Raw genomic sequence first — 23,897 nt, forward strand, 5'->3', positions numbered from 1 at the left:
GGGCGACAGGGGAGAGGATCACATGAGTCTCAAGGCCATTGTGGGCGCGACGGTCATCGACGGCACCGGCGGGAAGCCGGTCCCCGACGCCGTCGTCCTCATCGAGAACGACCGCGTTCGGTCGGTGTCGCCAGCGGCGGACACCGTCGTCCCGGAGCAGGCCGAGGTGATCGACGCCGCCGGACGGTACGTGATCCCCGGGCTGATGGACGCCAATGTGCACCTGTTCGCCGGGACCGTCCCCGACGTGCTGATCGAGTACGCCGGCCGGTATGCCGAGTTCGTCGAGGAGGCGGCACAGGTCACGTTGCGCGCCGGTGTCACGACGGTGTTCGACACGTGGGGTCCGTTGCGGCCGACGATGACGGTACGCGACGCGATCAACCGCGGCGAGACCGTCGGCAGCCGCATCTACGCCGGTGGGAACATCATCGGGCTCGGCGGCCCGCTGTCGCCGGACTTCTTCTCTCCCGGCGACGTGCTGGCGAAGGAGACCGTCGATCGCATCAACCGGCAGTGGGAGGAGGGCGTCGGCGACGACCTGCTGTGGCTGACGCCTGAGCAGGTCCGGATGCGGGTCCGCGACTACATCGAGCGCTCCGGCGTCGACTTCATCAAGTACGCCGGCAGCGGGCACAAGGAGATGCAGTTCATCACGTTCTCCGAGCCGACGCAGCGGGCCATCGTCGAGGAGGGGCACCGGGCCGGCATCACCGTCCAAGCGCACACGACGACGGTGGAGAGCCTGCGGATGGAGATCGAGGCCGGCGCCGACCTGCTCCAGCACGGCGACGTGACCGGGCGCGAGGCGATGCCGGAGGAGACGCTCAAGACGATCGTCGACCGCGTGCTCCCGGTCGCGGCACTGGTCTGCACCGAGCGCTACCAGGCGTGGGTGAAGGAGAACGGCGGCGAGATCCTGAGCATCGTCCACGAGAAGAAGGACGAGAACGACCGCCGGCTCATCGAGGCCGGGGCACGGCTGCTGCTCACCACCGACGCGTTCGCCTGGGGGCCGCGCGTACTCGACCACCCGCTGCTGTCCAAGCTGCTGAAGAGCCCGGACACCCCGACCCAGCTGGGCGAGTCGCACGTGTACTGGCTCCAGGGCGCGCTCGAGCGCGGCATGGCGCCGATGGAGGCGCTGTTGTCGGCCACCCGCTACATCGCCGAGGCCTACCACGTCGCCGACGAGGTCGGCACCCTCGAACCGGGCAAGCGTGCCGACCTGGTGATCCTCGAGGCCGACCCGCTGGCCGACGTGCAGAACTACACCCGCATCGTCGACGTGATCAAGGACGGCGCCGTCGTCGACCGCGACGCCCTCCCGCTGCGCCCCGTCCTCATCGAGCCCAGCACCACTGCTGCTTAGGAGACCCCCATGCGCTGGCTGCTCCTCCCACTGGCCGCGGTGAGCCTGGTCGCCGCCGCCGGCTGCGGCGCGTCGTCGGGGCCATCGTCGTCCACCGGCGATTCCGGCGGTTCGGTGAGCTACGCCGACGGCGGTACGTTCACCATGGTCCGCAACGCCGATCCCGGCGGCTTCGATCCGTACCGCACCCGCCAGATCCTCGGGCTCTCGCAGCTGGCCTACGACTCGCTGGTGTACCAGCGTCTCGACGGCGAGTTCGTGTCCAACCTCGCCGAGGATTGGACGGTCGACGCGCAGCGGGCGACGTTCACGCTGCGCGACGACGTCACCTGCTCCGACGGCACGCCGATGACGGCCGGCCAGGTCGCCGCGGGCATCACGTTCGCCAGCGATCCGGCGAACCAGTCGCCGCAGTACGGCGTGAACACGCCGGCCGTGCCGGTCACCGCGACCGCCGACGACGCCGCCCGCACCGTCGAGGTCGAGGCGGGCGAGCCGTTCGGGTTCCTGCTGCACACGATCGGCCAGCTGCCCATCGTGTGCGCGGCCGGCATGGACGACCCGGACCAGCTGGCGACGTCGTCGGCCGGGACCGGGCCGTTCGTGCTCAGCGCCGTCGTGCCGGGCCAGAGCTACACCTTCACCAAGCGGGAGGGCTACGCGTGGGGTCCGGACGGGGCCGGCACCGACGCCCCGGGCACGCCGGACACCGTCGTGATCCGGATCGTCGAGAACGAGACGACGGCGGCGAACCTGCTGCTCTCGGGTGAGGTGAACGTCGCCCGCGTCACCGGCCAGGACCAGCAGCGGCTCCAGGCGCAGGACCTGCCGACCGCCGAGTGGAAGGTGCCCGGCGTCTGGCTCTCGTTCAACCACCTCGACAGCCGGCCGACCGCGGAGCCGGCCGTGCGCCGTGCCCTGGTGCACGCGCTGGACCTGGAAGAGCTGATCCGGGTCAACACCGGCGGGACCGGGACCGCCGCCACCAGCTTCACCGCGCTGGACCCCAAGGGCTGCCCGGACAACACCATCGAGGGCCCGCTGCCGGAGCACGACGTCGAGGCGGCCGACGAGCTGCTGGACGAGGCCGGCTGGGTCCTCGGGTCCGACGGGATCCGCGTCAAGGACGGCACCCCGCTCACGGTGGAGATCACCTACATCACCGGGTTCTACCCGCTCGACAAGCCCACGGCCGAGCTGCTGGCGGAGAAGTGGCACGCCATCGGCGTGCAGGCGAACATCCGCGCCGAGGCGGTCGCGGCCGCCACGACGACGCTCTACGAGACCAGCAACTGGGACGTCTATCTCGGCGGGTACAGCTTCAACCTGCCCAGCCAGATGGTGCCGTATCTGTCCGGTACCACCCCGCCCAACGGCAACAACGTCGGGCACCTGCACAACGCCGAGTACGATCGGCTCGCCGCCCAAGCGGTCGCGCTGACTCCGCCGGAGGCGTGCATGTACTGGGATCAGGCCGAGCAGGCGATCCTGCGCGAGGTCGACGTCGTGCCGATCGCCGACAAGATCGAGTACTGGTACCTCAACGGCGCGGAGGTGGAGATGACCAGGTACGACACGCCGATCCCGACGACGATCCGGATGTTGGGGTGACATGGCCGCCCTGGACGACCCGCTGACCGCGCTCGCCGACGAGTACTTCGACCTGCAGATGCGGGCCGACCCGCTCACGGCGACGGCGTTCGGCGTCGCCGGGTACGACGGCGAGGTGCCCGACCCGAGCCGTGAGGCCGACCAGCGGCGGATGGACCAGCTGGCCGCGCTGGCCGAGCGGCTGGCCGGCATCGACCCGGCGGGCCTGGACGAGCAGGAACGGGTCACGCACGCGATGCTCGGCCGCCTGCTCCGCGACGGTCGCGCCGTCCTGGCCGCCGGCCTCGGCGCCGACGCGTTCGAGGTGGCGGTGACCGGCAGCATCGCGGGGGCGCAGTCGCTCGTGCTCTCGACGGTGCCGGCCGTCCGGCTCGCCGACGGCGTGGCCGTCGATGCCTACCTGCACCGTCTCGGCGGCCTGGCCGGCTACTTCGACACGCTGGTCGAGCGGTACCTGGAGGCGGCGGCGTCCGGCCGGGTCCCGACGGCCCTCGGAGTGCGGCAGGCCGTCGGGCAGGTCGACGCCTATCTCGAGCTGAGCCTGGACGACGACCCGCTGGCGCGCCCGGCCGGCGTGGCCGGCGGCGAGGTCGCCGACCGGGCGCGGGAGATGGTGGCGCGCATGGTGCGCCCGGCGCTGGTGCGCTTCCGCGACGCCCTCGCCGACGAGCTGCTGGCGGTGGGCCGCGGCGACGCCAGGGTCGGGCTGCGGCACGTCCCCGGCGGTGAGGACGCCTACCTGGCGCTCGTCCGCGCGCACACGACGACGGACCTGACGCCGGCAGTGATCCACGAGATCGGCATGGAGCGGCTGGCGGCGGTCCATACGGAGCTGGCCGAGCTGGGCGCTCGCGCGTTCGGGAGCGCCGACGTCGCCGCCGTGCTGGGCCGCCTGCGCGACGACCCGTCGCTGCGGTTCCGCGCGGCGGAGGAGATCCTGAGCTGCGTCCGGTCGGCGCTGGACCGGGCGATGGCGGAGGCGCCGCGCTGGTTCCGTCCGTACGACCTCGCGCCGTGCGACGTCGAGGAGATGCACCCGGTCGAGGCCGAGGGCGCGACGCTCGCGTACTACCGGCCGCCCGCGGCCGACGGCTCCCGCCCGGGCGCGCACGTGGTCAACACGCTGCTGCCCGGCACCCGCCCCCGGCACGAGTATGAGGCGCTGGCCTTCCACGAGAGCGTCCCCGGGCACCACCTGCAGCTCGCGCTCGGCCAGACACTGACGGGCATCCCGGACTTCCGCCGGTTCGGCTACGTGGCGGCGCACTCCGAGGGGTGGGGCCTCTACACCGAGCGGCTCGCCGACGAGATGGGCCTCTACACCAGCGACCTCATGCGCATGGGGATGCTGTCGTTCGAGGCCTGGCGGGCCTGCCGGCTGGTGGTCGACACCGGCATGCACCACCTGGGCTGGTCCCGGTCGCGGGCGGTCGCGTTCCTGCGCGACAACTCCGCGACCTCGCCGAGCAACGTCGTCAACGAGATCGACCGGTACATCGCCTGGCCCGGCCAGGCCCTGGCCTACCTGATCGGCCGGTTGCGCATCGGCGAGCTGCGCGCCGAGTCCGAGCGCAGGCTGGGCGAGCGGTTCGACGTCCGCGACTTCCACCACGAGGTGCTGGCCAGCGGCTCCGTCCCCCTCGACGTCCTCGACGGCATCATCGACCGCTGGATCGCATCGGTCGCCGAGACCAGCGCCGTGTGAGGCTCAGCGGGGCTCGGCGCCTGCCTCCACGCGGGGGTTCGCGCGGACGCCGTGGTGGAGGTACCGGGAGCCGTCGGCGAGGGTGTAGAAGAACACCGGCTCCCACTGCGTGGCCCCCTCCGGCCGGGTGGCGAAATGGCCCTCGGCCACCGGCACCAGCAGGTGCTCGCGGCTCAGCTCGGGGAGCAGGTCGCCGAGCAGGCCGTTGACCGTCACCCGCATCGCCAGGGATCCGTCGCGCGCGAAGACGTCGGTGTCGAAGCCGGCACGGGAGTACCGGCCGACGTACGGCCGCAGGTCGACCGCAGGCGGGTCGGCGGGCGGGGCGAACGGCGCCGGCATGGTGACGTCCGCCAGTTCGGCGAACAGCTCGCGGTACATGCCTGCGGTGTCGCCGCCGTTGGTGAGCAGGCACACGGCGACGTCCCGCTCCGGCAGCACCCGCAGGTAGGCGCGCTGGCCGACGGTGCCGCCGTCGTGGCCGACGAGGCGGTGGCCGTCCCAGTCGAAGCGGATCCAGCCCAGCCCCCACGAGTCGCCGATGGCGGCCGGGTCGGGGACGTCGACCTGGTGCTCGGTCATCGCCGCCGCGGACGCCGTCGAGAGCAGCCGGGTGCCGTCCGGGGCGGCTCCGCCGGCCAGGTGCATCCGGGCGAAGGCCAGCACGTCGTGCACGCGCGCCGTGATCCGTCCGGCCGGACCCCCGCTGCGGGGCAGCGCCCACACTGTGGTCGGCGCCAGGGAACGGCCCGGCTCCCCGAGGTGGCCGACGGCGGCACGGTGCAGGATGGCGTCCTCGGGCAGCGTGACGGTGGCCATCAGCCCCAGCGGTGCCGCGATGCGCTCACGGATCGCGGCGTCCCACGTCAGCCCGGTGAGCACCTCGACGATCCGTCCGGCGACGGAGAAGCCGGAGTTGCAGTAGGAGAACGTGGCGTCCAGAGGGTGCGTCTGCGCAACGTCGGCCAGCCGCTCGACGTAGCGCTCGACGGCGTCGTCGCCGCGGCCGGTGTCGACGAACACGTCGCCGTCGATGCCGCTGGTGTGGGTGAGCAGGTGCCGGACGGTGACCGTGCGGGTGACTCCAGGGTCGGCGACGGCGAAGCCGGGCAGGACGTCGACCACCGGGGTGTCGAGCGCGAGCCGCCCCTCGTCGACCAGCTGCATGATCAGTGTGGCGGTCCAGACCTTGGTGATGGAGCCTATCTGGAACACCGAGTCCGGGGTGGCCGGGACCAGGGTGGCCCGGCTGAGCACACCGGCGGCGACGTCGACGATCTGCCCGTCCCGCAGCACGCCCAGCGTGGCGCCCGGCACGTCGAAGCGTCCGATCAGCTCGGTCAGCCAGGCCCGCAGCCGGGCGGCGTCCATGGTCATCGTGCGGCCGCCTCGCCGGTGCGGCGGGCCAGGCGCTTGCCCAGGTAGACCAGCTCGTAGCCGTCCGGGCCGGGCTCGGAGAAGTGCAGGGCGGTGGCGCTGCCGGCGAACGCCGGGCCGTGTGACACCAGCGTGTCCTCCGCCGTGGGTACGGCACGGAACTCCTTGACGTCGGTCATGGTGGGGAAGGTCGCCCCGACGAGGTCGTCGGGCAGCGGGACGAGGCGCACGAGGACGCCGTCGCCGTCGGGTGAGGGGACGATCTCGACCCGCTGTGTCACCCGCTGGTACCTGCCGAGGAACGGGGCGAGGTCGACGTCCGTGCGCACGGCGCCGATGACCGGCGGGGCCAGCGGCGACGGACCGGCCGGCAGGACGGCGTCGACCAGGTCGGCGAGCGGCGGCATGCCGGCGATGCTGTTCACGAACGCGGCCAGCGCGAGGTCGTCGTCGGGGGAGACGAGGGCGTAGGCGCAGCCGCCGGGGGAGCCGCCGCCGTGGGAGAAGACGCGCCGGCCGTCCTGCTCGTTGTACATCCAGCCCAGGCCGAACCCGCTGGCCGGCCCGGTCGGGTCGGCGCTGGTGGGCGTCCGCATCGCCTGCGCCGACGCCGCGCTCAGCACCCGCGCGTCGCCGCCACCGTCCGGCACCAGCCCGTCGGCCAGGTGCATGCGCAGGAACGTCAGCGTGTCATCCACGGTGGTGACGATGGTGGTGCCCGGCGCGGCCCACGCGCTCGGGTACATGAACTGCGGCGTCGGCTCGTGCCGGCCCGCCGCCGCCGGGAAGCTGCCGATCGCGGTCCGGTGCAGGATCGCCTCGCGCGGCGAGAACACCGTGCGGCGCAGACCGAGCGGCTCGATCACCCGCTCCTGGAGCAGCTCGTGGAACGTGCGGCCGCTCAGCCGGCGCAGCACGATCTCGGCGACGATCCAGCCGATGTTGTTGTACGACGACACCACGCCGGGCTCGGTGAGCTTCGGCGCCGCCGCGATCCGCGGCAGGTAGTCCTCGACGCCGTCCGGGTACTCGCGGGAGTCGACGAACAGGTCGCTGGTGTCGACGCCGTTGGAGTGGTTCATCAGGTGGCGCACCGTCAGCGTCTTGGCCACCTCGACGTCGGCGCCGAACTGGACCTCCGGGGCGTACGCGACCAGTGGCAGGTCGAGGTCCAGCGTGCCCTCCTCGACGAACGTCATGAGCAAGGTGGACAGCCAGACCTTGGTGATCGACCCGGTGAGGTAGCCGGTGTCCGCGGCGAACGGCTGGCCGGTGTTGAGGTTGGCCACGCCGGCGGCCGCGGTCGCCCGTACGCCGCCCTGCCAGGTGGCCACCACCATGCCGGGCACGCCGTGCTTCTCGACGATCCGGTCGACTTCCTTCTGCAGCTCGCTCGGGCTCAGCGACATCGTTCTCGTCCTCTCTCAGGCGGTCTTCGGGTAGTAGCGGAATCCGGTGTGCAGGCCGGCCCGGCGGGCGCCGTCGGCGGGCACGGCGGCGACCAGGCCCATGCGCCCGTAGAAGCCGCCCAGGGCCGACTCGTCGGCGTCGGCGGGCGCGTACTGCCCGGGCGCGACGCCGCGGTAGGGCAGCGGCACCGGATCGGTCATACCGGTCGCGTAGGCGAGGCTCTGCGCCGCGTGGTCCTCGTCGTAGGGCTCGCTGTGGCGGGTGAGGACCAGCGCGTCGCCGTCCTTCTCGGCCACGATGCGGGTCTGGAACGCCCGGTACTCGCCGGCGACGGCGTCGTGGGCCGGCGTGGGCGTGACGTCGATCGGCGCGGTGACGGAGCGGCCGGTGAGCTCCTCGACCGCCGCGACGTGCAGCAGGTCGTTCATCACCGCGCGGCCGCCACCGGTGGCGAAGCTGGCGATGACGGCGTCGTGCTCGGGCAGGATGCCGAAGCTGGAGACGCCGTTGGGCGAGCCGCCACCGTGCCACGGTGCCGTCGTGCCGGCGACGGGGAACAGCCACCAGCCCAGCCCCATCGGCGGGCCCTGCGGCAGGCCGAGGTCGAACGTCGGGGTCCGCATCGCGTCGACCCACTCCGTCGACAGCACTCGGGCGCCGTTCGGAGCGATCCCGCCGGAGAGGTGCATGCGGCCGAACGCCATGAGGTCGTCGACGGTGACGATCAGCGTGGAGCCGCCGCCGGCCAGCGACTCGCCGAGGGTGAAGCGCGGGGTGGCGCGCAGCGCGCCGGTCTCCGGGTCGGTGTACGCGCCGATGGCGGTGCGGCGCAGGAACGCCTGGGTCTGCACGCCCGTCGCGTCGGCCATGCCGCACGGCTCGAACAGCTCACGCTCGATGGCCAGCTCGAACGGCAGCCCGGTCTGCTCCTCGAGGATCCGCCCGGCCAGCACGAAGCCGGGGTTGGTGTAGTGGAGGTACGTGCCCGGCTCGAACAGGACGCCCATGCGCGGCAGGTGCTCGGTGTAGGAGCGGCTGGCGTCGCGGCCGCGGACCGGGGTCGGGCACAGGCCGTCGCTGTCGATGCCGTTGGTGTGGTTGACCAGCATGCGCACGGTGACCGCGGCGGCCGCGTCCGGGTCGGCCAGCGTGAACTCGGGGACGTATCGCCGCGCCGGAGCGTCGAGGTCGACCGCGCCCCGCTCCACGAGCCGCAGCAGGGCGGTCGTCACCAGGACCTTCGTCACCGAGCCCAGCAGGAAGCCGGTGTCGGTGGTGAACGGCTGGCCGGTGTTGAGATTGGCGCTGCCGTGGGCGACGGCGACCCGCTCGCCCCCGACGGACACCGCGACGACGGCGCCGGCCACCTTCAGCTCGGCGGAGCGGGTCTCGAGGACGTGGGTGAGTCGGTCGCGCAGGGTGCCGAGATCGGACATGGGCGTGCCTTCCTCTCTCAGATCAGCCGTTGACGGTCTCGAGGACCCGGAGGAAGTTCTCGCCGAGGATGCCGGCGATCTGCTCGTCGGTGTAGCCGCGCGCGACCAGGCCGCGGGTGATGTTGACCAGGTCGCGGTAGTCGCGGAACCCCTCCAGGGTGGCGGTGACGTCGATGTGGTGCTCGGGCCGGAACCCGTTGGCGTTGAGCAGTGGCACGATGAAGCGCTGCTGAAGATCGTGCGAGTAGCCCAGCGGCCAGTCGGTGCCGATGCCGGCGTGCTCCCAGCCGACCAGCGCGACGATGTGGTCGATGTGGTCGAGCGTCAGCTCGATGGTCGGCCGCGGGTGGCCGGGCGGGGCGAGGAACGCCGGCACCGTCACGACACCGATGACGCCGCCGGTCGCGGCGATGGCCCGGAGCTCGTCGTCGCTCTTCGCGCGGTCGTGCCGGTACAGGGCCTCGGCGCAGGTGTGCGTCGCGAGCACCGGCTGCTCCGACGCGGCGCAGGCGTCCAGCGTGGTCTGCCGTCCGCTGTGTGCGGTGTCGACGATGACGCCGACCCGGTTGCAGCGCCGGACGAACTCCAGGCCGAAATGGCTCAGCCCGGCGTCGTACCGCTCGGTGCAGCCGGTGCCGACGAAGGTCATCGTGTTGTAGGCGCAGTCGGCGGTGTGCAGCACGCCGAGCTCGTGTGCGGCGTCGACGAGGTCCAGGTCGCCGAGGCGTAGGCGGTTGAACTGGCACATGCCCCACAGCGCGTGCTCACCGTCGGCGTGCGCCGCGCGGATGTCGTCGGCCCGCCGCACCGCCCGCAGCCAGGGCAGCGTGCGCGTCGTCGCCGTCAGCGACGCCGCCGCCTCCAGGATGGCCGCCCGGTCCGAGAGCGTGCAGCCGGTGAGCCCGGCGGTGGCGCCGGAGGCGTCGAACAACTCGCGGTACTCGGGAAACTCGCCGCGCATCGCCTTGCCGACGAGGAAGTCGAAGGCCACACTCGCCGCCTGCCCGGGCGCGGCGGCCGCGGCCGCCTCGTACTCCTTGACCAGGTCGTCGGTCCAGACGTCGGGCGAGAACGGGCCCTGGTAGGTCATGTCGACGATGACGCTGTCACGGTGCAGCCGGGCGGCGCGGGCCTCCTGCTCGGCGGTGAGGCCGAAGTCGAACGTGCCGTACGTCTGCTCCGTCATGACGTCTCCTCGAGGACGCGGATGCTGGTCGGGATCGGGAACGAGAACCCGGACACCTCCGCCTCGGCACCGCGCAGGTAGTAGAAGGAGGGCCGGAAGGCGATCGGCAGCGTGTTGACGTCGCGGAACAGCGCCTGCTCGGCCTGGTTCCAGAAGGTGCACGACTCCGGCGCGGTCAGCGTCTGCGCCTGCGCCACCAGCGACAGGTAGTCCTCGTTCTGGATACCGGAGACGTTGACGCCGTCGGGCGGGACCGGGCCGGAGGCGTATGGGATCCACTGGCTGGGCAGGTAGAAGCCGTAGCCGAGCACGAAGACGTCCCAGTTGCCGGCGGCGCCGAGTGCGACCTCGGTGTAGCCGTTGGGCCCGTCCAGGTTGAGGTCCACGGTCACGCCGAGCTGCTCCCACCGGTCGGCCACCAGCTCGGCCGTCGGCTGGTCGTACCGGTTGGTCGTGGGGATCGCGTGCAGGTCGATCGTGAGCGGCGTGCCGTCCTTCGCCCGCATGCCGTCCGGGCCGCGCACCCAGCCGGCCTCGTCGAGCAGCGCCTCCGCGGCGGCGACGTCGAACTCGGGCAGCTGGCCGGACACGGTGTCGCCGTCGCACACGTTCGGGTCGAGCGCGACCAGGCCGGTCGCCGCCGTGCCGGTCCCGCCGGTGGCGACGGGGACGAGCTCGTCGAGGTCGAGGGCCTGGGCGAGCGCGCGCCGGACGTCCTCGTCCTGCGTCACGCGGCCGTCGCGCTGGTTGAACCACAGCGCCACGCCGGAGTGGCCCTGGTCCTTGTCCAGGCCCTCGGCGTCCAGCCGCCGGTGGTCGTCGCCGGTGATCTGGGCGAAGTTCAGCTCGCCCGACAGCAGCAGGTTGGCTGCCGTCGTCTCGTCGGGGACGACGCGGACGACGACGGTCTTCGGGGTGCCCGGCTCGTCGGTGCCGACGCCGTCGGGGCCCCACGCGTAGTCGTCGCGGCGGGTGAAGGTGAAGGTCTGCCCGGCGACCACGTCGGTGAGGACGAACGGCCCGGTGCCGTCGGAGCCGGCCTGCAGCATGGTCCGGTCCTGCATGCCCTTGGCGCAGACGATCGGCAGCACCCCGACGGTCTCGAGCAGGAAGCCGAACGGCTGCTCGGCCGTCACGGTCACCATGCGCGCGGCGTCGTCGCCGGTCGCGGTGACCGGGACGGTCGGCGTGTGCAGGCCATAGAGGACCGCGCCGTTGGCGGGGTCGCTGACGTAGGCGATGTCCGCTGCCACCTGCGACGCCGTGAGCGGCGAGCCGTCGGAGCACGTCACGTCGTCGCGCAGGGTGAAGGTCGCCGTCGTCGCGTCGACCGTCCACTCCTCGGCCAGACCGGAGACGAACTCGCCGTCCGGGGTCAGGTTGACCAGCGGGTCGTAGAGAAGGTCGTCGTAGCCGAGCGCGCCGGGGGAGTGGTACGGGTCGAAGGACACCGGGTCGGCGGGCGTCGACCGGGTGAAGGTGCCGTCGACGGCGTAGCGGACCTCGTCGTCCTGGCTCGCGGGCGAGTCCGACGACGCGCCGCAGCCGGTGACGAGGCAACCGGTGACGACGAGCAGTGCGAACGTTCTACGCATGAGAGGTCTCCTCACTCATCGGGGCGCTCACGACGCGGGCCGGAAGTCGGCGTCGAGGATGCTGAGCGCCTCGACGGACCCGCGCGGCCCCACGGCGAACCGGGCGAAGGGGCGCACGTAGGGCACGCCCAGCGGCCGGATCCGGAACACGTCGCCATGCCAGTGCTCGAGGCGGGCGGCGAACGCGCCCGCACCGGGGAACGCGAGCAGAAGACCGTCGTCGTCGGCGGTGATCCGGAGGCGTCCGTAGAGACGGTGGTGGTCCTCGTAGTCGCCGGCATACCGGTCCACCGCGAGGGTGGGCCGGGTGCCGCTCAGCCGGGCGGCGGTCAGCGCTGCCGCCTCCTCGTCGTGCGCCCGCTGGGCCGCGCGCTGACGGGTGGCCAGCTCCGCGCTCCAGCCGGTGAGTGGCCGGCCGAGCAGCTGGTCGAAGACCCACAGCGACACCGCCGTGTGGAAGGCGAACGGGTCGTAGCCATGGGCCGTGCGGTCGAAGCTCGCCCGGTCGCCGTTGGCGAGCACGGCCACGCCGAGCCGTCGGTCCGGGAGCAGCGAGACCTGGGCGGGGAAGCCGATGATGAGCCCGCCGTGCGACACGTGCGTCTCGCCGCGGTACCGCTCGTTGCGCCAGCCGAGCGCGTGGGTGGTGTTCTCGAACGGGAAGCGGGCGGTGTCGTGCGGGTTCTGCGGGCTGTGCATCTCGCGCAGCGTGTCGCGCCGGAGGATCGGCCGGCCGTCGTTCAGCTGCATGACCAGCCAGTTCGACAGGTCCGCAGCACTGGACACGACGGCGCCGGCGGCCGCGAGCGTGTCATAGCTCTGCCAGGGCATGCTGCGGGCCGGCCCGCCGCCGAGGCGGTGCGGCATCGCGACGTTGCCATCGTGCGCTTCGGTGCGCCGCACCTCGCCGGCCGGCGCGGTGCCGAAGAACGTGGCGGTGACGTGCTTGTCGTCCCAGTAGTCCAGGGCACTGGTGCCGCTGCGGGTCATGCCGAGCGGTTCGAAGATGCGGGTCCGGACCAGCTCCTGCCAGGTCGTGCCGGAGACGGCTTCGACGACCTGGCCGACGGCGCCGTACATGAGGTTGCTGTAGACGTACGAGGCGCGGAACGGCTCGGCCTGGCGCTGGTAGCGCATCCGCCGCAGCGCCTCGTCTGCCCCCATGATCTCCAGGCCGGGCGCCCAGACGTCCACGTGGCCGGTCCGGTGCGCGAGCGCGTCGCGGACGGTGACGGCTCTGGTCAGCCACGGGTCGTGCAGCCGGAAGCCGGGGAGGTGGGCGGCCAGCGGGTCGTCCCAGCCCAGCCGCCCCTCGTCGACGAGGACGCCGGCCGCGGCGGCGGTGAACGCCTTGGACGTGGAGCCGAGCTGGAACAGCGTGTGCTCGTCGACGCGGTCGTCGCTGCCGGCCTCCTTGACGCCGTGGCCGCCGACGTGCAGTACGTCGGTCCCGTGCACGACGGCGACGGCGGCGCCGGGGATGCCCCAGTCGTGCAGGGCCTGCTCGACGTGCTCGTCCAGTCCGGTCAACGTCGTTGTGCCCATTCGGAGCCCTCGCCTCCCCGCCGTCAGCGCCAGACCTGGCCGAAGACGCGCAGCCAGTTCTCGCCGAGGATGCCGCGCACGTCGTCGGCGCCGAACCCACGCTCGAACAGCCGCTCGGTGAGGCGCGGCAGGCCGGAGGCGTCCTCGAGCTCGGCGGGGTAGTGCCAGGGCGGCGGCGGGTAGCTCTCCCGTGACCACACGCCGTCGCGGATCAGCTGCTCGTAGACGTCCAGCGGCGGGTTCGGCGTCGTGTAGTCCAGGCCGATCCCGACGTGCTCGGTGCCGACCAGGTCGGCGAGGTAGGCGATGTGGTCGATGTAGTCGTCGAGCGTGGGCTTGGCCGACGACACGACGAACGCGCCGTAGCCGTTGGCCCCGATGACGCCGCCGCCGGCCGCGAGGGCCCGGATGAGGTCGTCGGTCAGGTTGCGCCGGCTGTGGTGCACGGCGGCACAGTTCGAGTGCGACGCGATGACGGGCGCGGTGGAGGCCTCGACGGCGTCCAGGCTGGTCCGCAGGCCGGTGTGCGAGACGTCGACGATCATCCCGAGACGGTTCAGTTCGCCGACGACCTGGCGCCCGAACCGGCTGAGCCCGGCGTCGTTCGGCTCCTCGCACCCGTCGCCGACGGGGCTGCGGACGTTGTAGGTCAGCTGGACCACGCGCACGCCAAGCCGCCAGTACACCTCGACCAGGCCGGCGTCGTACTCGACCGGCTGCGTCCCCTGGAAGTGCAGGACCACGGCGAGCTTTCCGTCGCGCTTGGCGGCGCGGATGTCGTCGGCCGTGGTGGCGAGGACGAGGTCGTCGCGCTCGCGGAGGAACCGGTACGTGTCGCCCAGCAGGCCGACGGTGTCGCGGCAGCTCTCCCACGCGGCGACGCTGACGACGCAGGCGGTGGCGCCGCCGGCGATCCAGCTCGGGTACTGCTCACGCCACCACAGGGCCGGGCACGTGCCGTCGATCACGATCGCGTCGGAGTGCAGGGTCATCACTCGCTCCCGTTCGATCCGCCTGGTTGAACATTAGGTGTAATACCTTACGTGTGTGGTGTCAAGCCTTTCTTCCGTGTCTGTGCGACAATGATCGGGTGAGTGAAGCGGTGACGGGTCTGGGTCAGGAGCTGGGCGGAGCCAAGCTGACGGCGTCGAGCCTGCGCGACCAGGCGCTGCGGGTGATCCGGGCACGGATCATCTCCGGCGAGCTGGCGCCGGGACGGCTGTATGCCCTCGGCGCGGTGGCGGAGCAGCTGGGCGTCTCGGTGACGCCGGTGCGCGAGGCCGTCCTCGACCTCGCCCGCGAGGGCCTCGTCGAGCTGGCCCGCAACCGCGGCTTCCGGGTCCGCGAGATGACCGACGGCGACCTCGACGAGATCGTGGAGCTGCGGCGGATGATCGAGGTCTCAGCCGTGCGCACCATCGCCGAGCGCGGCCTGCTCGCCGACGCCGAGGCGGACCGCCTCCGCGAGATCGCCGCCGCCACCGAGAAGTGCGCCGCCGACGGCGACTGGGTCGGCTTCCTCGACAACGACCGCGACCTGCACATGGGCCTGCTCGCGCACCTCGGCAACGAGCGGCTGCTCACCATCGTCGGCTCATTGCGCGACCAGGGCCGGCTCTACGGCCTCGACCACGTCGCCGGCTCGGCCAGCCTCATGGAGTCCACCCATGAGCACGACACCCTCATCGACGCCGTTGCCGCGGGGGAGGCCGACCTGGCAGCGGCCATCATGGATCGCCACCTGCGGCACACTCGCGGCATCTGGGCCGGTCACGCCGAACACTCCGGCTGAAGCGGCCGCACTCCGGGTCGCCCTGCCCGTCCCCGCCTGCCGTCCCGACTGCGGTGATCCCGGGGCAACCGGGGTATCGATCGCCCCCGGGCATATCGCCCGGCAACTCCCCGTTGACCCCACGGCCACATGCCGGCGGGGACGGCGGGCAACGGGGGGTGCGGCGCGACGTCAGCGAAGCGGGTCGAAGGGCGCCAGTTCCGGTGGCAGCCGGCCGGTGACGATGCGCTCGGCCAGCAGCCGGCCGGTCGCTGGGCCGAGGGTGACGCCCCACATGCCGTGGCCGCCGGTCACGAACACCCGCGGCGATCGGGTGGCGCCGACCAGCGGCAGGCCGTCGGGCGTGCAGGGGCGGGCGCCCACCCAGACGTCGCGCTGGTCGTCGACGTCTGCGCCGGTGAGCAGCGGGCGGACGGCGTCGGCGACGGCGCGGACGCGGCGGGCGTCGGGCGGGGCGTCGATGCGGCGGAACTCCATCATGCCGGCCAGCCGCAGCCGGCCGCCGATCGGCGTGCAGGCCACGCGTGCGGCCGGGAAGTACAGCGGCGTCGCCGGCAGCGGATCGACCGGCACGCTGCAGCTGTAGCCCCGTCCGGCCATCACGACGCGGCGCACGCCGAACCGGCGGGCCAGTCGGCCGAGGGCCGCGCCGGTCGCGAGCACGACGGCATCGTAGGGCTCTGTCCCGGAGGGTATCCGCACCTCGACGTCCGCGCCGGTGTCGGCCACCGCGGTCACGGCGGCGGACTCGACACCGGTGCGGACGGTGCCGCCGCGGGCCGTGACGGACGCGGCCAGCGCGTGGACGAACCGGCCGGGGTCGACGTGGCGCTGGGCGTGCAGGCGGACCGCCGCGCCGACCGCTCCGGACAGTGCCGGCGCGGCCGCCCGCGCCTCGTCGCCCGTGAGCAGGTCGAACGCCGGCTCACGTCCGGCGGCGCGGAGGTGGTCCAGCTCGGCGAGCAGGACGTCGCGCTCCCGCTCGGTGCGATAGGCGGCGATGAGCGGACCCGCCCGGCCGCCCGCGCCGTCCGTACCCGCACCACCGGCCGCGAGCTGGTCGAAGGCCTCGAGCGCGAGCCGGTCCAGCGGGACGAACGTGCGCGCCCCGGCCGCCCAGCGGCGCTGGCTGCTGTGCCGGGCGAACCCCGTCAAGAACCGGAGCAGTTCCGGGTCCGGCCGCGGTGACACCGACACCGGCGACGCCGGGTTCAGCAGCGCACGCAGACCGAACGTCAGCACGCCGGGCGCGGGCAGCGGCGCGGTGAGGGCCGGCACGACCAGCCCGGCGTTGCCCCACGAGGCCCCGGCCGCGACACCGGTCCGGTCGAACACCGTGACGTCGACGTCGTGCTCCTGCAGGAACCAGGCGGTGGCCAAGCCGGTCACTCCGGCGCCGACGACGGCGACTCTGTTCACGACGGCACCCTCTCGACCGCGGACCGATTGGAATGTAAGGTATTATACCTAAGGTTGAGGAGACGTGATGACAGCGGACGTGATGGTCCTCTCGGCCGCCGACGTCGCGGCGTTGTTCGACCCGGAGACCGCCGTCGAGTCGCAGCGGGCGGCGTTCGAGGCGCTGGGGAAGGGCACGGCGGTGCAGCCGGACAAGCTGATGCTGCCGGCCGCGGACGACGGCGCCGTGGCGTTCTGCTACGCCGCCCGCCTGTCGACGGCGGACCCAGCGGTGTCCAAGTTCGGCAGCGTCACCCCGGCCAACGCGGCCGCGGGCCTGCCGACCATCGCCGCCCTCGTGGTCGTCCTCGACGCCGTCACCGGGCAGCCGGCCGCGGTCATGGACGGCACCGTCATCACCACGCGCCGCACCGCCGCCGCCAGCGCCGTGGCGATCGACGCGTTGGCCCGGGCCGACGCCGCCGAACTGGCCGTTGTGGGCTGCGGCGTCCAGGGCCACGAGCACGTCCGCATGCTGGCCCGGATCCGGCCGTTCCGGGCGGTCCGGCTGTGGGGACGGTCGGAGCGACGCCGCACCGCCGCGGCCCGCGATCTGGCCGCGGAGACCGGGCTGCCGGTTCGCGCGAGCGCCACCGCGCGCGAGGCGGTCGCCGGCGCGGACATCGTCGTGCTGTGCACGCTGAGCACGGAACCGCTGGTGGAACGGGGCTGGCTGGCGCCGGGCGCCACCGTCGTCTCGCTCGGGTCCATCGCGCCCGGCCGCTGCGAGGTCGGCCCGGACGTCGTCGCGGCCGCGCGCGTCGTGGTCGACGACCCGGCGACGGCGGCCGCGCACGCTGGCCCGATCGTGGCCGGGCTGCACGCCGGCACGCTCCTCCGTGACCAGCTGGTCGGCCTGGGTGACGTGCTCGTCGGCACCACGCCTGGCCGCACCGCGCCGGACGAGCTGGTCTTCTACAACAGCACCGGGCTCGGTGTGCAGGACGCCGCCGCGGCGGCCGCCGTCCTCGAGCGCGCCCGCCGCGCCGGTCTCGGCCACCGTCTGCCGCTCACCGGGTCGTGATGACGGGGCGCAGCGGGAGGGCGTCGCGGTCGACGACGGCGCCGTCTTTGATCACGTCGACGATGCGGGTGTAGTTCTGCACGTCGGCCAGCGGGTCGGCCTCGAGGATCACCAGGTCGGCACGCTTGCCCGGTTCGAGGGTGCCGACCTCGTCGGCGACGTGGTAGGCCTCGGCGATGTAGCGGGTGGCCGACAACAGCGCCTCCATCGGCGCCATGCCGCGCTCGAGCGCGCCCTGCAGCCAGAGGATGTGCGACTCGCCCAGCCGCGTCGGAGTGTCGGCCATGTCGCGGAACGGCGCGAAGGCCGGATGCCGCACGAGACGTGGCCCCCAGACGAACGCGTCGGTGGTGAGCAGCAGCCGGGCCCCGGCCTCGACGAGCCGCCGGTCGTTGCCGTCCATGTGCGCGTTGTACAGCCGGCGCATCATCGGGCTGCCGTGCTCGGCGACCCAGGCATGGTGGCGCTCAGTGAACAGCATCGCGGCGACTGGAAGCCCCCGGTCGACGATGGCCTTCAGCGTCTCCTCCGGCATCGGCTCCAAGCCGGTGATGTCGCCGTGCTGGAGCAGGTCGGCGCCGGCCTCGATCTCCATCCGCAGGCTCTCCACGGTCGTCGTGTGCGCCTGGACGGTGATGCCGGCCCGGTGCCCCTCCTCGACGATCGCCCGCTGTGCGGCCGCGGAGAAGGTGATGAACGCGGTCGCGTGCCCGCTGGCCGCGTACTTGAGGAAGTCCGGCCGGTGCCGGTCGACGTAGTCGCGGACCCGCGACCGCACCTGCTCCGGGGTGCGCCACAGCAGGTCGGCGCCGACACCGTGCTCCCACTGCCCGTTGATGCGCTCGACGGTGTCCGGCCCGAAGCCGTCGCCGGGTGAGAAGAAGTCCGGCGACAGCGGCCCGCCGAAGCCGATGATGTTGCCGCCGACGTACATCCGGCTGCCGGCCGTGTCGCCGCGGTCGATCGCGTCACGGACGGCTTGCAGCGGACCCAGCGGGCCCCAGGTGTCGAAGACGGTGGTGATCCCGGCCCGCAGCGTGACCTGCGCCGCCTCCTCGACGAACGCGGCGTAGCCGCCCTCGTGCTCGATCAGGACGTCGGGCAGGGGGGCGCCGAACAGGTGGACGTTGGCGTCCATCAGCCCGGGGATCACGTACCGCCCGGCCGCGTCGATCACCTCGGCCTGCGCGGGCACGACGGTGTCCGCCGCCCGCGACACCGACCGGACGCGGTCGCCGTCGATGAGCACGACGGCGCCGGGCAGCGGCGCGCGCCCGGTGCCGTCGAGCACGGTCGCGCCCGTGATCGCTCGCAGCATCATGGGCCTACTCACCTCCGGGCAGCACGGACAGGACGAGGCGGGACGGGCGCGCCGGATCGTGGTACACGGCCTGGTCGGCGCGGACCGGCGGGCCCGGTTCGCCGCCGCGGTTGGTGTTGCGGTCGAAGCGGGGGAAGTCCGACGACGTGACGTCGAGGCGGATGCGGTGCCCGGCGCGGAACCGGTTCGCCGTGGCCCACAGGTCGACGTCCAGCCGGTACACCCGGCCCGGCTCGAGCAGCGCGACCGCACCGCCGGGGTCGCGGAACCGGGTCCGCAGCGTGGCGCTCTGCAGCTGGATCGCCCGGCCGTCAGGGAACACGTCGCTCAGCCGTGCGCTGAAGTCCGTGTCCACCGCGCTGGACGACGCGTACAGGACCAGCCGGAGCGGCCCGGCCACGTCGAGGTCGCGCTCCAGCGGCTCGGTCGTGTACGTCAGCACGTCCGGGCGGGCCTGCACCTGCGCGACGTCGACACTGCCCGGTAGGTACACCGACGACACGAGACTGCCGCCCACCGTCGGGGTCGGGTCGGCTGGGTCGTACGTGTAGCGGTCCGGCGCCGACGGCGAGCCCGGCGGCCGGGTCGTCAGCACCCCGCCCGCGCCCAGGTACAGCTCCCGGACGGCCGCCTCGGGCGGCGGCCACGCCGGAGCGCTGCGCCACTCGTTGGCGCCCATCAGGTAGTAGACGACGGCCGGCCAGTCGTCCAGGCGGTCCTCGCGCACGGCCGTGTACCAGTGGTCGAGCAGGTCCAGGATCTGAGCGGTCCGGTAGACGCGGTCCAACTCCGGGTGATCGTCGCGACCCTCGTGGTAGCCGGGCTGATTGTGCGCCGCCGGGGTGATCAGCAGCCGGCTGCGAGACCGGACCGGCTGCGGCGCCAGCCTGGTCAGCCGTTCCCAGGTGGCCAGCGTGTAGTCCAGGCCCCAGTCGTACCAGCCGGTGATGTTCAGCGCCGGCGTGCGCAGCGACGCGTACAGCTCGCCGTCGACGGCGCGGGGGAACAGGTAGCCGTCGCCGACCCGGTGCGGGAAGAGCCCCGACCAGCGACCGAGGTCCTGGTAGGTGACGCGGTCGCCGCCGAGCGCCGTGGTGACCAGCGACGCCCGGCCGGCCGGGTCCGCCGTCCGGTAGCGCTCCCACAGCCACTCCTGCGCCGCGTCGGCCGGCAGCGTCCGCAGCTGCGGGTACCGGTCCAGCAGCGGCGCGGAGAACGGCGCGTCCATGGGCTCGTTGAACCACCCGCCAGCCAGCGTCTCCGCCCGCATCCGCCGTTCGGTCTCCTCGTAGCCGAGCGCGAGCTGGTCCGCGCCCTTGCCGACCGAGCGCGAGTACGAGTTGACGAACAGGTAGCTGTTCGGCCCGCGGCCCGGGCGGCCGACGCCGAAGCCGGCCACCTCCGGCGCGAGGGCGGACATGGCCGGGTGCAGCGCCATGCACCACTGCATCCAGCCGGCGTAGGAGCCGCCGAGCGCGCCGACGAACCCGCTGTACCAGTCCTGCCGGGTGATCCAGTCGACCAGGTCGACGCTGTCCTCGCGCTCGTGGACCATGAAGTCCCAATGGTCCGGCTCGCTGTCCCCAGTGCCGCGGCAGTCCTGGGCCACCACGACGTAGCCGCGGCGGGCCAGCACGAGCAGACACTCGCCCAGCTGGTCCCGGCCGTACGGGGTGCGGAGCGCGACGGCGGGCGCGGGCGTCGTGGGCGGCAGGTACACGTCGGTCGCCAGCAGGGTTCCGTCACGCACCGCCATCCGGACCGTCTCGCGACGGATCGCATCGGCATCGAACCGGGGTTCCGGCGTCCCGCTCGCCGTCGCCGCGAGCAGCCGCTCGAGCGTCCTCACCGCAGCACCCGCATGCTCGTCGGGACGGGGAAGTTCGTGCTGCTGGTGCGCGCCTCGGCGTGCTGGAGGTAGAAGGGCCACGGCCGGTTCGAGATCGGCACCAGGTCCAGGTTGCGGAACAGCGCCTGCTCGGCCCGGCCCCAGTACTCGCAGGCCTCCGGCGGCGTCAGGGCCTGGGCCTGCGCGACCAGCTCCTCGTACTCGGCGTTGTGGAGGCCGGACAGGTTGGTCCCGTCCGGCGGGACCGGCCCGGACAGGTACGGCACGGCCTGGTGCGGCAACCCGAAGCCGAACCCGCCGAGGTAGACGTCGTAGTCGCTGGTCTCGAACATGAACTGGTTCATCGTCGTGAAGGTGTCGGAGGTGAGCTCGACCCGGATGCCGAGCTCCTCCCACTTCTGCGCGACGAGTTCGGCGGCCGGCTGGTAGTCGGGCGTGATGGACGGGACGAAGTGCAGGTCGATCGTCAGCGGCACGCCGTCCTTGGCGCGGAGGCCGTCGGCGCCCGCGGCCCAGCCCGCCTCGTCGAGCAGCGCCTCGGACGCCGCGACGTCGAACCCGGGCAGCTGGCCGCTGACGGTGTCGCCCGGGCAGGCCTTGGGCTCGGCCGTGATCAGCCCGTCCGACAGGCTGCCCGTCTCTCCCGTCGACACCGCGACGAGCTCCTCGAAGTCCAGCGACTGGACCAGTGCCTGGCGCACCTTCTTGTCCTGGGTGACCCGCCCGTCCACCTGGTTGAACCACAGCCAGGCTCCGGACGACGGCACGACCACCTTGTCCAGGCCCTGGGCGTCCAGGCGCTGCCAGTCGCGTCCGGTGATCAGGGCGAAGTTGATCTCGCCGGACAGCAGCAGGTTGGCCCGCGTCGACTCGTTCGTGACGATGCGCAGCACCACCTGCTTCGGCATTCCGGGCTGGTCGGTGCCGGCGCCGTCGGGCCCCCACGCGTAGTCGTCGCGGCGGGTGAACGTGTACGTCTGCCCGGGCACGACGTCGGTGAGCACGAACGGCCCGGTGCCGTCGGACTCGGTCCTCAGCAAGTCCGGGTCGGCCAGGCCGCGGGCGCACACGATCGGCAACTGCCCGACGGTGTGCAGCAGGAAGCCGAACGGCTCGGCGACGGTCACCTCCACCGTGCGGGCCGCGTCGTCGCCGGTGGCCGTCAGCGAGACGGTCGGCGTGTAGACGCCGTACTGCGGCGACTGGTTGGCCGGGTCGCTCACGAACGTGATCGCCGCCGCGACGTCGCTCGCGGTCAGTGGCGCGCCGTCGGAGCAGGTGACGTCCTCGCGCAGGGTGAACGTCGCGCCGTTGGCGTCGGCCGTCCACGTCTCGGCCAGCCCGGACACGAACTCGCCGTCCGGGGCGAGGTTGAGCAGCGAGTCGTAGGCCAGGTAGGCCTCGCCGAAGATCAGCTGGCTGTGGTAGGGGTCGAACGTGCCGGGATCGTCACGCAGCCCGATCGTGAACGTGGCGTCGATGGCGTAGCTCGCCGACCCGCCGGTGCTGCCGGTGTCGTCGTCCGACGTCGCGCCGCAGGCGGTGGCCAGGCAGGCGGCCGCGAAGGCGACGAGCAGGACGGCGGGCGTACGTGTCGCGGTCATGAGAACACCCGGATGCTGGTCGGGATGGGGAAGTTGAAGCCGGCGATCTCGGCGTCGGCGTGCTGCAGGAACCAGGTGTTGGGCCGATTGGCGATGGGAGCGATGTCGAGGTTGCGCCACAGCGCCTGCTCGGCCCGGTCCCAGTAGGTGCACGCTTCGGGCGGGGTCAGTGCCTGCGCCTGGACGACGAGCTCCTCGTACTCCTCGTTGTGGATGCCGGCCAGGTTGGTGCCGTCCGGCGGGACCGGGCCGGTGTTGTAGGAGATCGCCTGGCTGGGCAGGCTGTAGCCGAACCCCTGCATGTAGACGTCGAAGTCACCGGTCTCGAACATGACTCGGTTCAGACCCGTTCCGTCGTCGCCGGTCAGCTCCACCTGAACGCCGATGGCCTGCCACTGCGCGGCGATCAGCTCGGCGGTCGGCTCGTTGTACACCGACCCGGGCCCGAAGTAGTGCAGGTTCAGGGTGAGCGTCCGGCCGTCCTTCTCCCGGACGCCGTCGGCGCCCGCCACCCAGCCGGCGTCGTCGAGCAGTTCCTCGGCGGCGGCGACGTCGTACTCGGGCAACTGGCCGCTGACGGTGTCGCCGGGGCAGACCTGTGGCTCGATCGTGACCAGGCCGGTCGACGTGGTGCCGCGGCCACTGCCGTTGACCTTGATGACCTCTTCCAGGTCGAGCGTATGGACGAGCGCCCGCCGGACCCGCAGGTCGTCGGTGGCGCGGCCGTCCCGCTGGTTGAACCACAGCCACGCGCCGGAACCAGGGGTGTCCAGCCGGGTCAGGCCTTGGGCGTCCAGCCGCTGACCGTCCGGCCCGCTGATCAGGGCGAAGTTCACCTCGCCGGACAGCAGCAGGTTCGCCATCGTCGTCTCGTTGAGGCCGATCCGGAGGACCACCCGGGCCGGCGTCCCGGGTGCGCTGGTGCTGGCTCCGTCGGGGCCCCACGCATAGTCGTCGCGGCGGGTGAAGGTGTAGGTCTGCCCGGGGACCACCTCGGTGAGCGTGAACGGCCCGGTGCCGTTGGAGCCGGTCTTCAGCGAGTCCGGGTCGGCCAGGCGGCCGGCGCAGACGATGGGCAGGTTGCCGATGGTGTGCAGCGGGAACCCGAACGGTTCCTGGAAGGTCACCGTCACCGTGCGGGCGGCGTCGTCGCCGGTGGCCGTCAGCGGCACGGTCGGCACCATGGTCCCGTAGTGGGGCGACTGGTTGGCCGGGTCGGCGACGTAGGAGATGGCGGCGGCGACGTCGCCGGCCGTGAGTGGTGCGCCGTCGGAGCAGGTGACGTCGTCGCGCAGGGTGAACGTGGCGCCGTCCGCGTCCGCGGTCCACTCCTCGGCCAGGCCGGACACGAACTCGCCGTCGGGACGCAGGTTCACCAGCGAGTCGTAGGCGAGGTAGGCGAGGCCGAAGATCAGCTGGCTGTGGTACGGGTCGAAGCCACCCGGATCCGCGTTGACGGCGTAGGTGAAGGTTCCGTCGGTGGCGTAGTCCGGCGTCTCACCGGCGCCACGGGTGTCGCCGGTCGGGCCGGACGAGGCACCACAGCCGGCGCTGCCGGCGAGTGCGGCGGCGAGGAGCATGAGCAGGGTGTGCGACGTGCGCATGAGGGTGT

At 72.7% G+C, this 23,897-nt stretch carries 16 protein-coding genes and 1 pseudogene; 5 read left to right on the forward strand and 12 right to left on the reverse strand.

Annotated elements, in window-relative coordinates; genetic code table 11:
• Positions 1-22 precede the first annotated feature (22 nt).
• From E1212_RS06215 to E1212_RS06225, 3 genes are read left to right on the forward strand one after another with little or no spacing between them, the layout of a single operon-like run.
• Positions 23-1,372, forward strand: coding sequence for an amidohydrolase family protein (locus E1212_RS06215; RefSeq protein WP_131980421.1), 1,350 nt, complete (start codon positions 23-25; stop codon positions 1,370-1,372).
• A gap of 9 nt (positions 1,373-1,381) precedes the next feature.
• Positions 1,382-2,983 (forward strand): ABC transporter substrate-binding protein, encoded by a 1,602-nt coding sequence (locus E1212_RS06220; protein WP_131980423.1) that lies wholly within the window; start codon positions 1,382-1,384, stop codon positions 2,981-2,983.
• Position 2,984: 1 nt separating this feature from the next.
• Positions 2,985-4,688, forward strand: coding sequence for a DUF885 domain-containing protein (locus E1212_RS06225; protein WP_131980425.1), 1,704 nt, complete (start codon positions 2,985-2,987; stop codon positions 4,686-4,688).
• Positions 4,689-4,691: 3 nt separating this feature from the next.
• On the opposite strand, the pseudogene E1212_RS06230 reads toward E1212_RS06225, so the two are convergent.
• The 7 genes and pseudogenes from E1212_RS06230 to E1212_RS06260 form a co-directional block, all read right to left on the reverse strand.
• Positions 4,692-6,077 (reverse strand): annotated as a pseudogene (locus tag E1212_RS06230) (serine hydrolase domain-containing protein); the annotation flags it as partial.
• Positions 6,062-7,474, reverse strand: coding sequence for a serine hydrolase domain-containing protein (locus E1212_RS06235; RefSeq protein WP_131980429.1), 1,413 nt, complete (start codon positions 7,472-7,474; stop codon positions 6,062-6,064). The pseudogene E1212_RS06230 and the gene E1212_RS06235, both read right to left, overlap by 16 nt.
• A gap of 15 nt (positions 7,475-7,489) precedes the next feature.
• A complete protein-coding gene (locus E1212_RS06240) occupies positions 7,490-8,911 on the reverse strand; it encodes a serine hydrolase domain-containing protein (RefSeq protein ID WP_131980431.1) in 1,422 nt (473 codons plus the stop codon).
• 22 nt (positions 8,912-8,933) lie between these two features.
• Positions 8,934-10,097 (reverse strand): dipeptidase, encoded by a 1,164-nt coding sequence (locus tag E1212_RS06245; RefSeq protein ID WP_131980433.1) that lies wholly within the window; start codon positions 10,095-10,097, stop codon positions 8,934-8,936.
• On the reverse strand, positions 10,094-11,692 hold the full coding sequence (locus E1212_RS06250) for an ABC transporter substrate-binding protein (RefSeq protein ID WP_131980435.1): 1,599 nt from the start codon (positions 11,690-11,692) through the stop codon (positions 10,094-10,096). Before E1212_RS06250 ends, E1212_RS06245 begins: the two co-directional genes overlap by 4 nt.
• 27 nt (positions 11,693-11,719) lie before the next feature.
• Positions 11,720-13,237: a serine hydrolase gene (locus E1212_RS06255; protein ID WP_131980437.1), complete on the reverse strand. Its 1,518-nt coding sequence runs from the start codon at positions 13,235-13,237 to the stop codon at positions 11,720-11,722.
• Positions 13,238-13,260: 23 nt separating this feature from the next.
• A complete protein-coding gene (locus tag E1212_RS06260) occupies positions 13,261-14,229 on the reverse strand; it encodes a dipeptidase (protein ID WP_131980439.1) in 969 nt (322 codons plus the stop codon).
• A 98-nt stretch (positions 14,230-14,327) separates the two neighbouring features.
• Between E1212_RS06260 and E1212_RS06265 the strand changes: the two genes are divergently transcribed.
• Positions 14,328-15,029, forward strand: a complete 702-nt coding sequence (locus E1212_RS06265) for a GntR family transcriptional regulator (RefSeq protein ID WP_203416492.1) — start codon at positions 14,328-14,330, stop codon at positions 15,027-15,029.
• Positions 15,030-15,200: 171 nt separating this feature from the next.
• On the opposite strand, the gene E1212_RS06270 is transcribed toward E1212_RS06265, so the two are convergent.
• The gene (locus tag E1212_RS06270; RefSeq protein ID WP_131980441.1) at positions 15,201-16,448 is read right to left on the reverse strand and encodes an NAD(P)/FAD-dependent oxidoreductase; all 1,248 of its coding nucleotides are present in this window, start codon (positions 16,446-16,448) and stop codon (positions 15,201-15,203) included.
• A gap of 67 nt (positions 16,449-16,515) precedes the next feature.
• Between E1212_RS06270 and E1212_RS06275 the strand changes: the two genes are divergently transcribed.
• Entirely contained in the window at positions 16,516-17,511 is a 996-nt protein-coding gene (locus tag E1212_RS06275) for an ornithine cyclodeaminase family protein (RefSeq protein ID WP_131980443.1), read from the forward strand.
• On the opposite strand, the gene E1212_RS06280 is transcribed toward E1212_RS06275, so the two are convergent.
• From E1212_RS06280 to E1212_RS06295, 4 genes are read right to left on the reverse strand one after another with little or no spacing between them, the layout of a single operon-like run.
• The gene (locus E1212_RS06280; RefSeq protein WP_131980445.1) at positions 17,498-18,832 is read right to left on the reverse strand and encodes an amidohydrolase family protein; all 1,335 of its coding nucleotides are present in this window, start codon (positions 18,830-18,832) and stop codon (positions 17,498-17,500) included. The genes E1212_RS06275 and E1212_RS06280 overlap by 14 nt on opposite strands.
• 4 nt (positions 18,833-18,836) lie before the next feature.
• Positions 18,837-20,681, reverse strand: a complete 1,845-nt coding sequence (locus tag E1212_RS06285) for a CocE/NonD family hydrolase (protein WP_131980447.1) — start codon at positions 20,679-20,681, stop codon at positions 18,837-18,839.
• Positions 20,678-22,285 (reverse strand): ABC transporter substrate-binding protein, encoded by a 1,608-nt coding sequence (locus E1212_RS06290; RefSeq protein WP_131980449.1) that lies wholly within the window; start codon positions 22,283-22,285, stop codon positions 20,678-20,680. Before E1212_RS06290 ends, E1212_RS06285 begins: the two co-directional genes overlap by 4 nt.
• Positions 22,282-23,889, reverse strand: a complete 1,608-nt coding sequence (locus E1212_RS06295; RefSeq protein WP_131980451.1) for an ABC transporter substrate-binding protein — start codon at positions 23,887-23,889, stop codon at positions 22,282-22,284. The genes E1212_RS06290 and E1212_RS06295 overlap by 4 nt, the downstream gene beginning before the upstream one ends.
• Positions 23,890-23,897: the final 8 nt, after the last annotated feature.

Origin of the sequence: Jiangella ureilytica (assembly GCF_004348545.1) — a bacterium.
Classification (GTDB): Bacteria; Actinomycetota; Actinomycetes; order Jiangellales; family Jiangellaceae; genus Jiangella; species Jiangella ureilytica.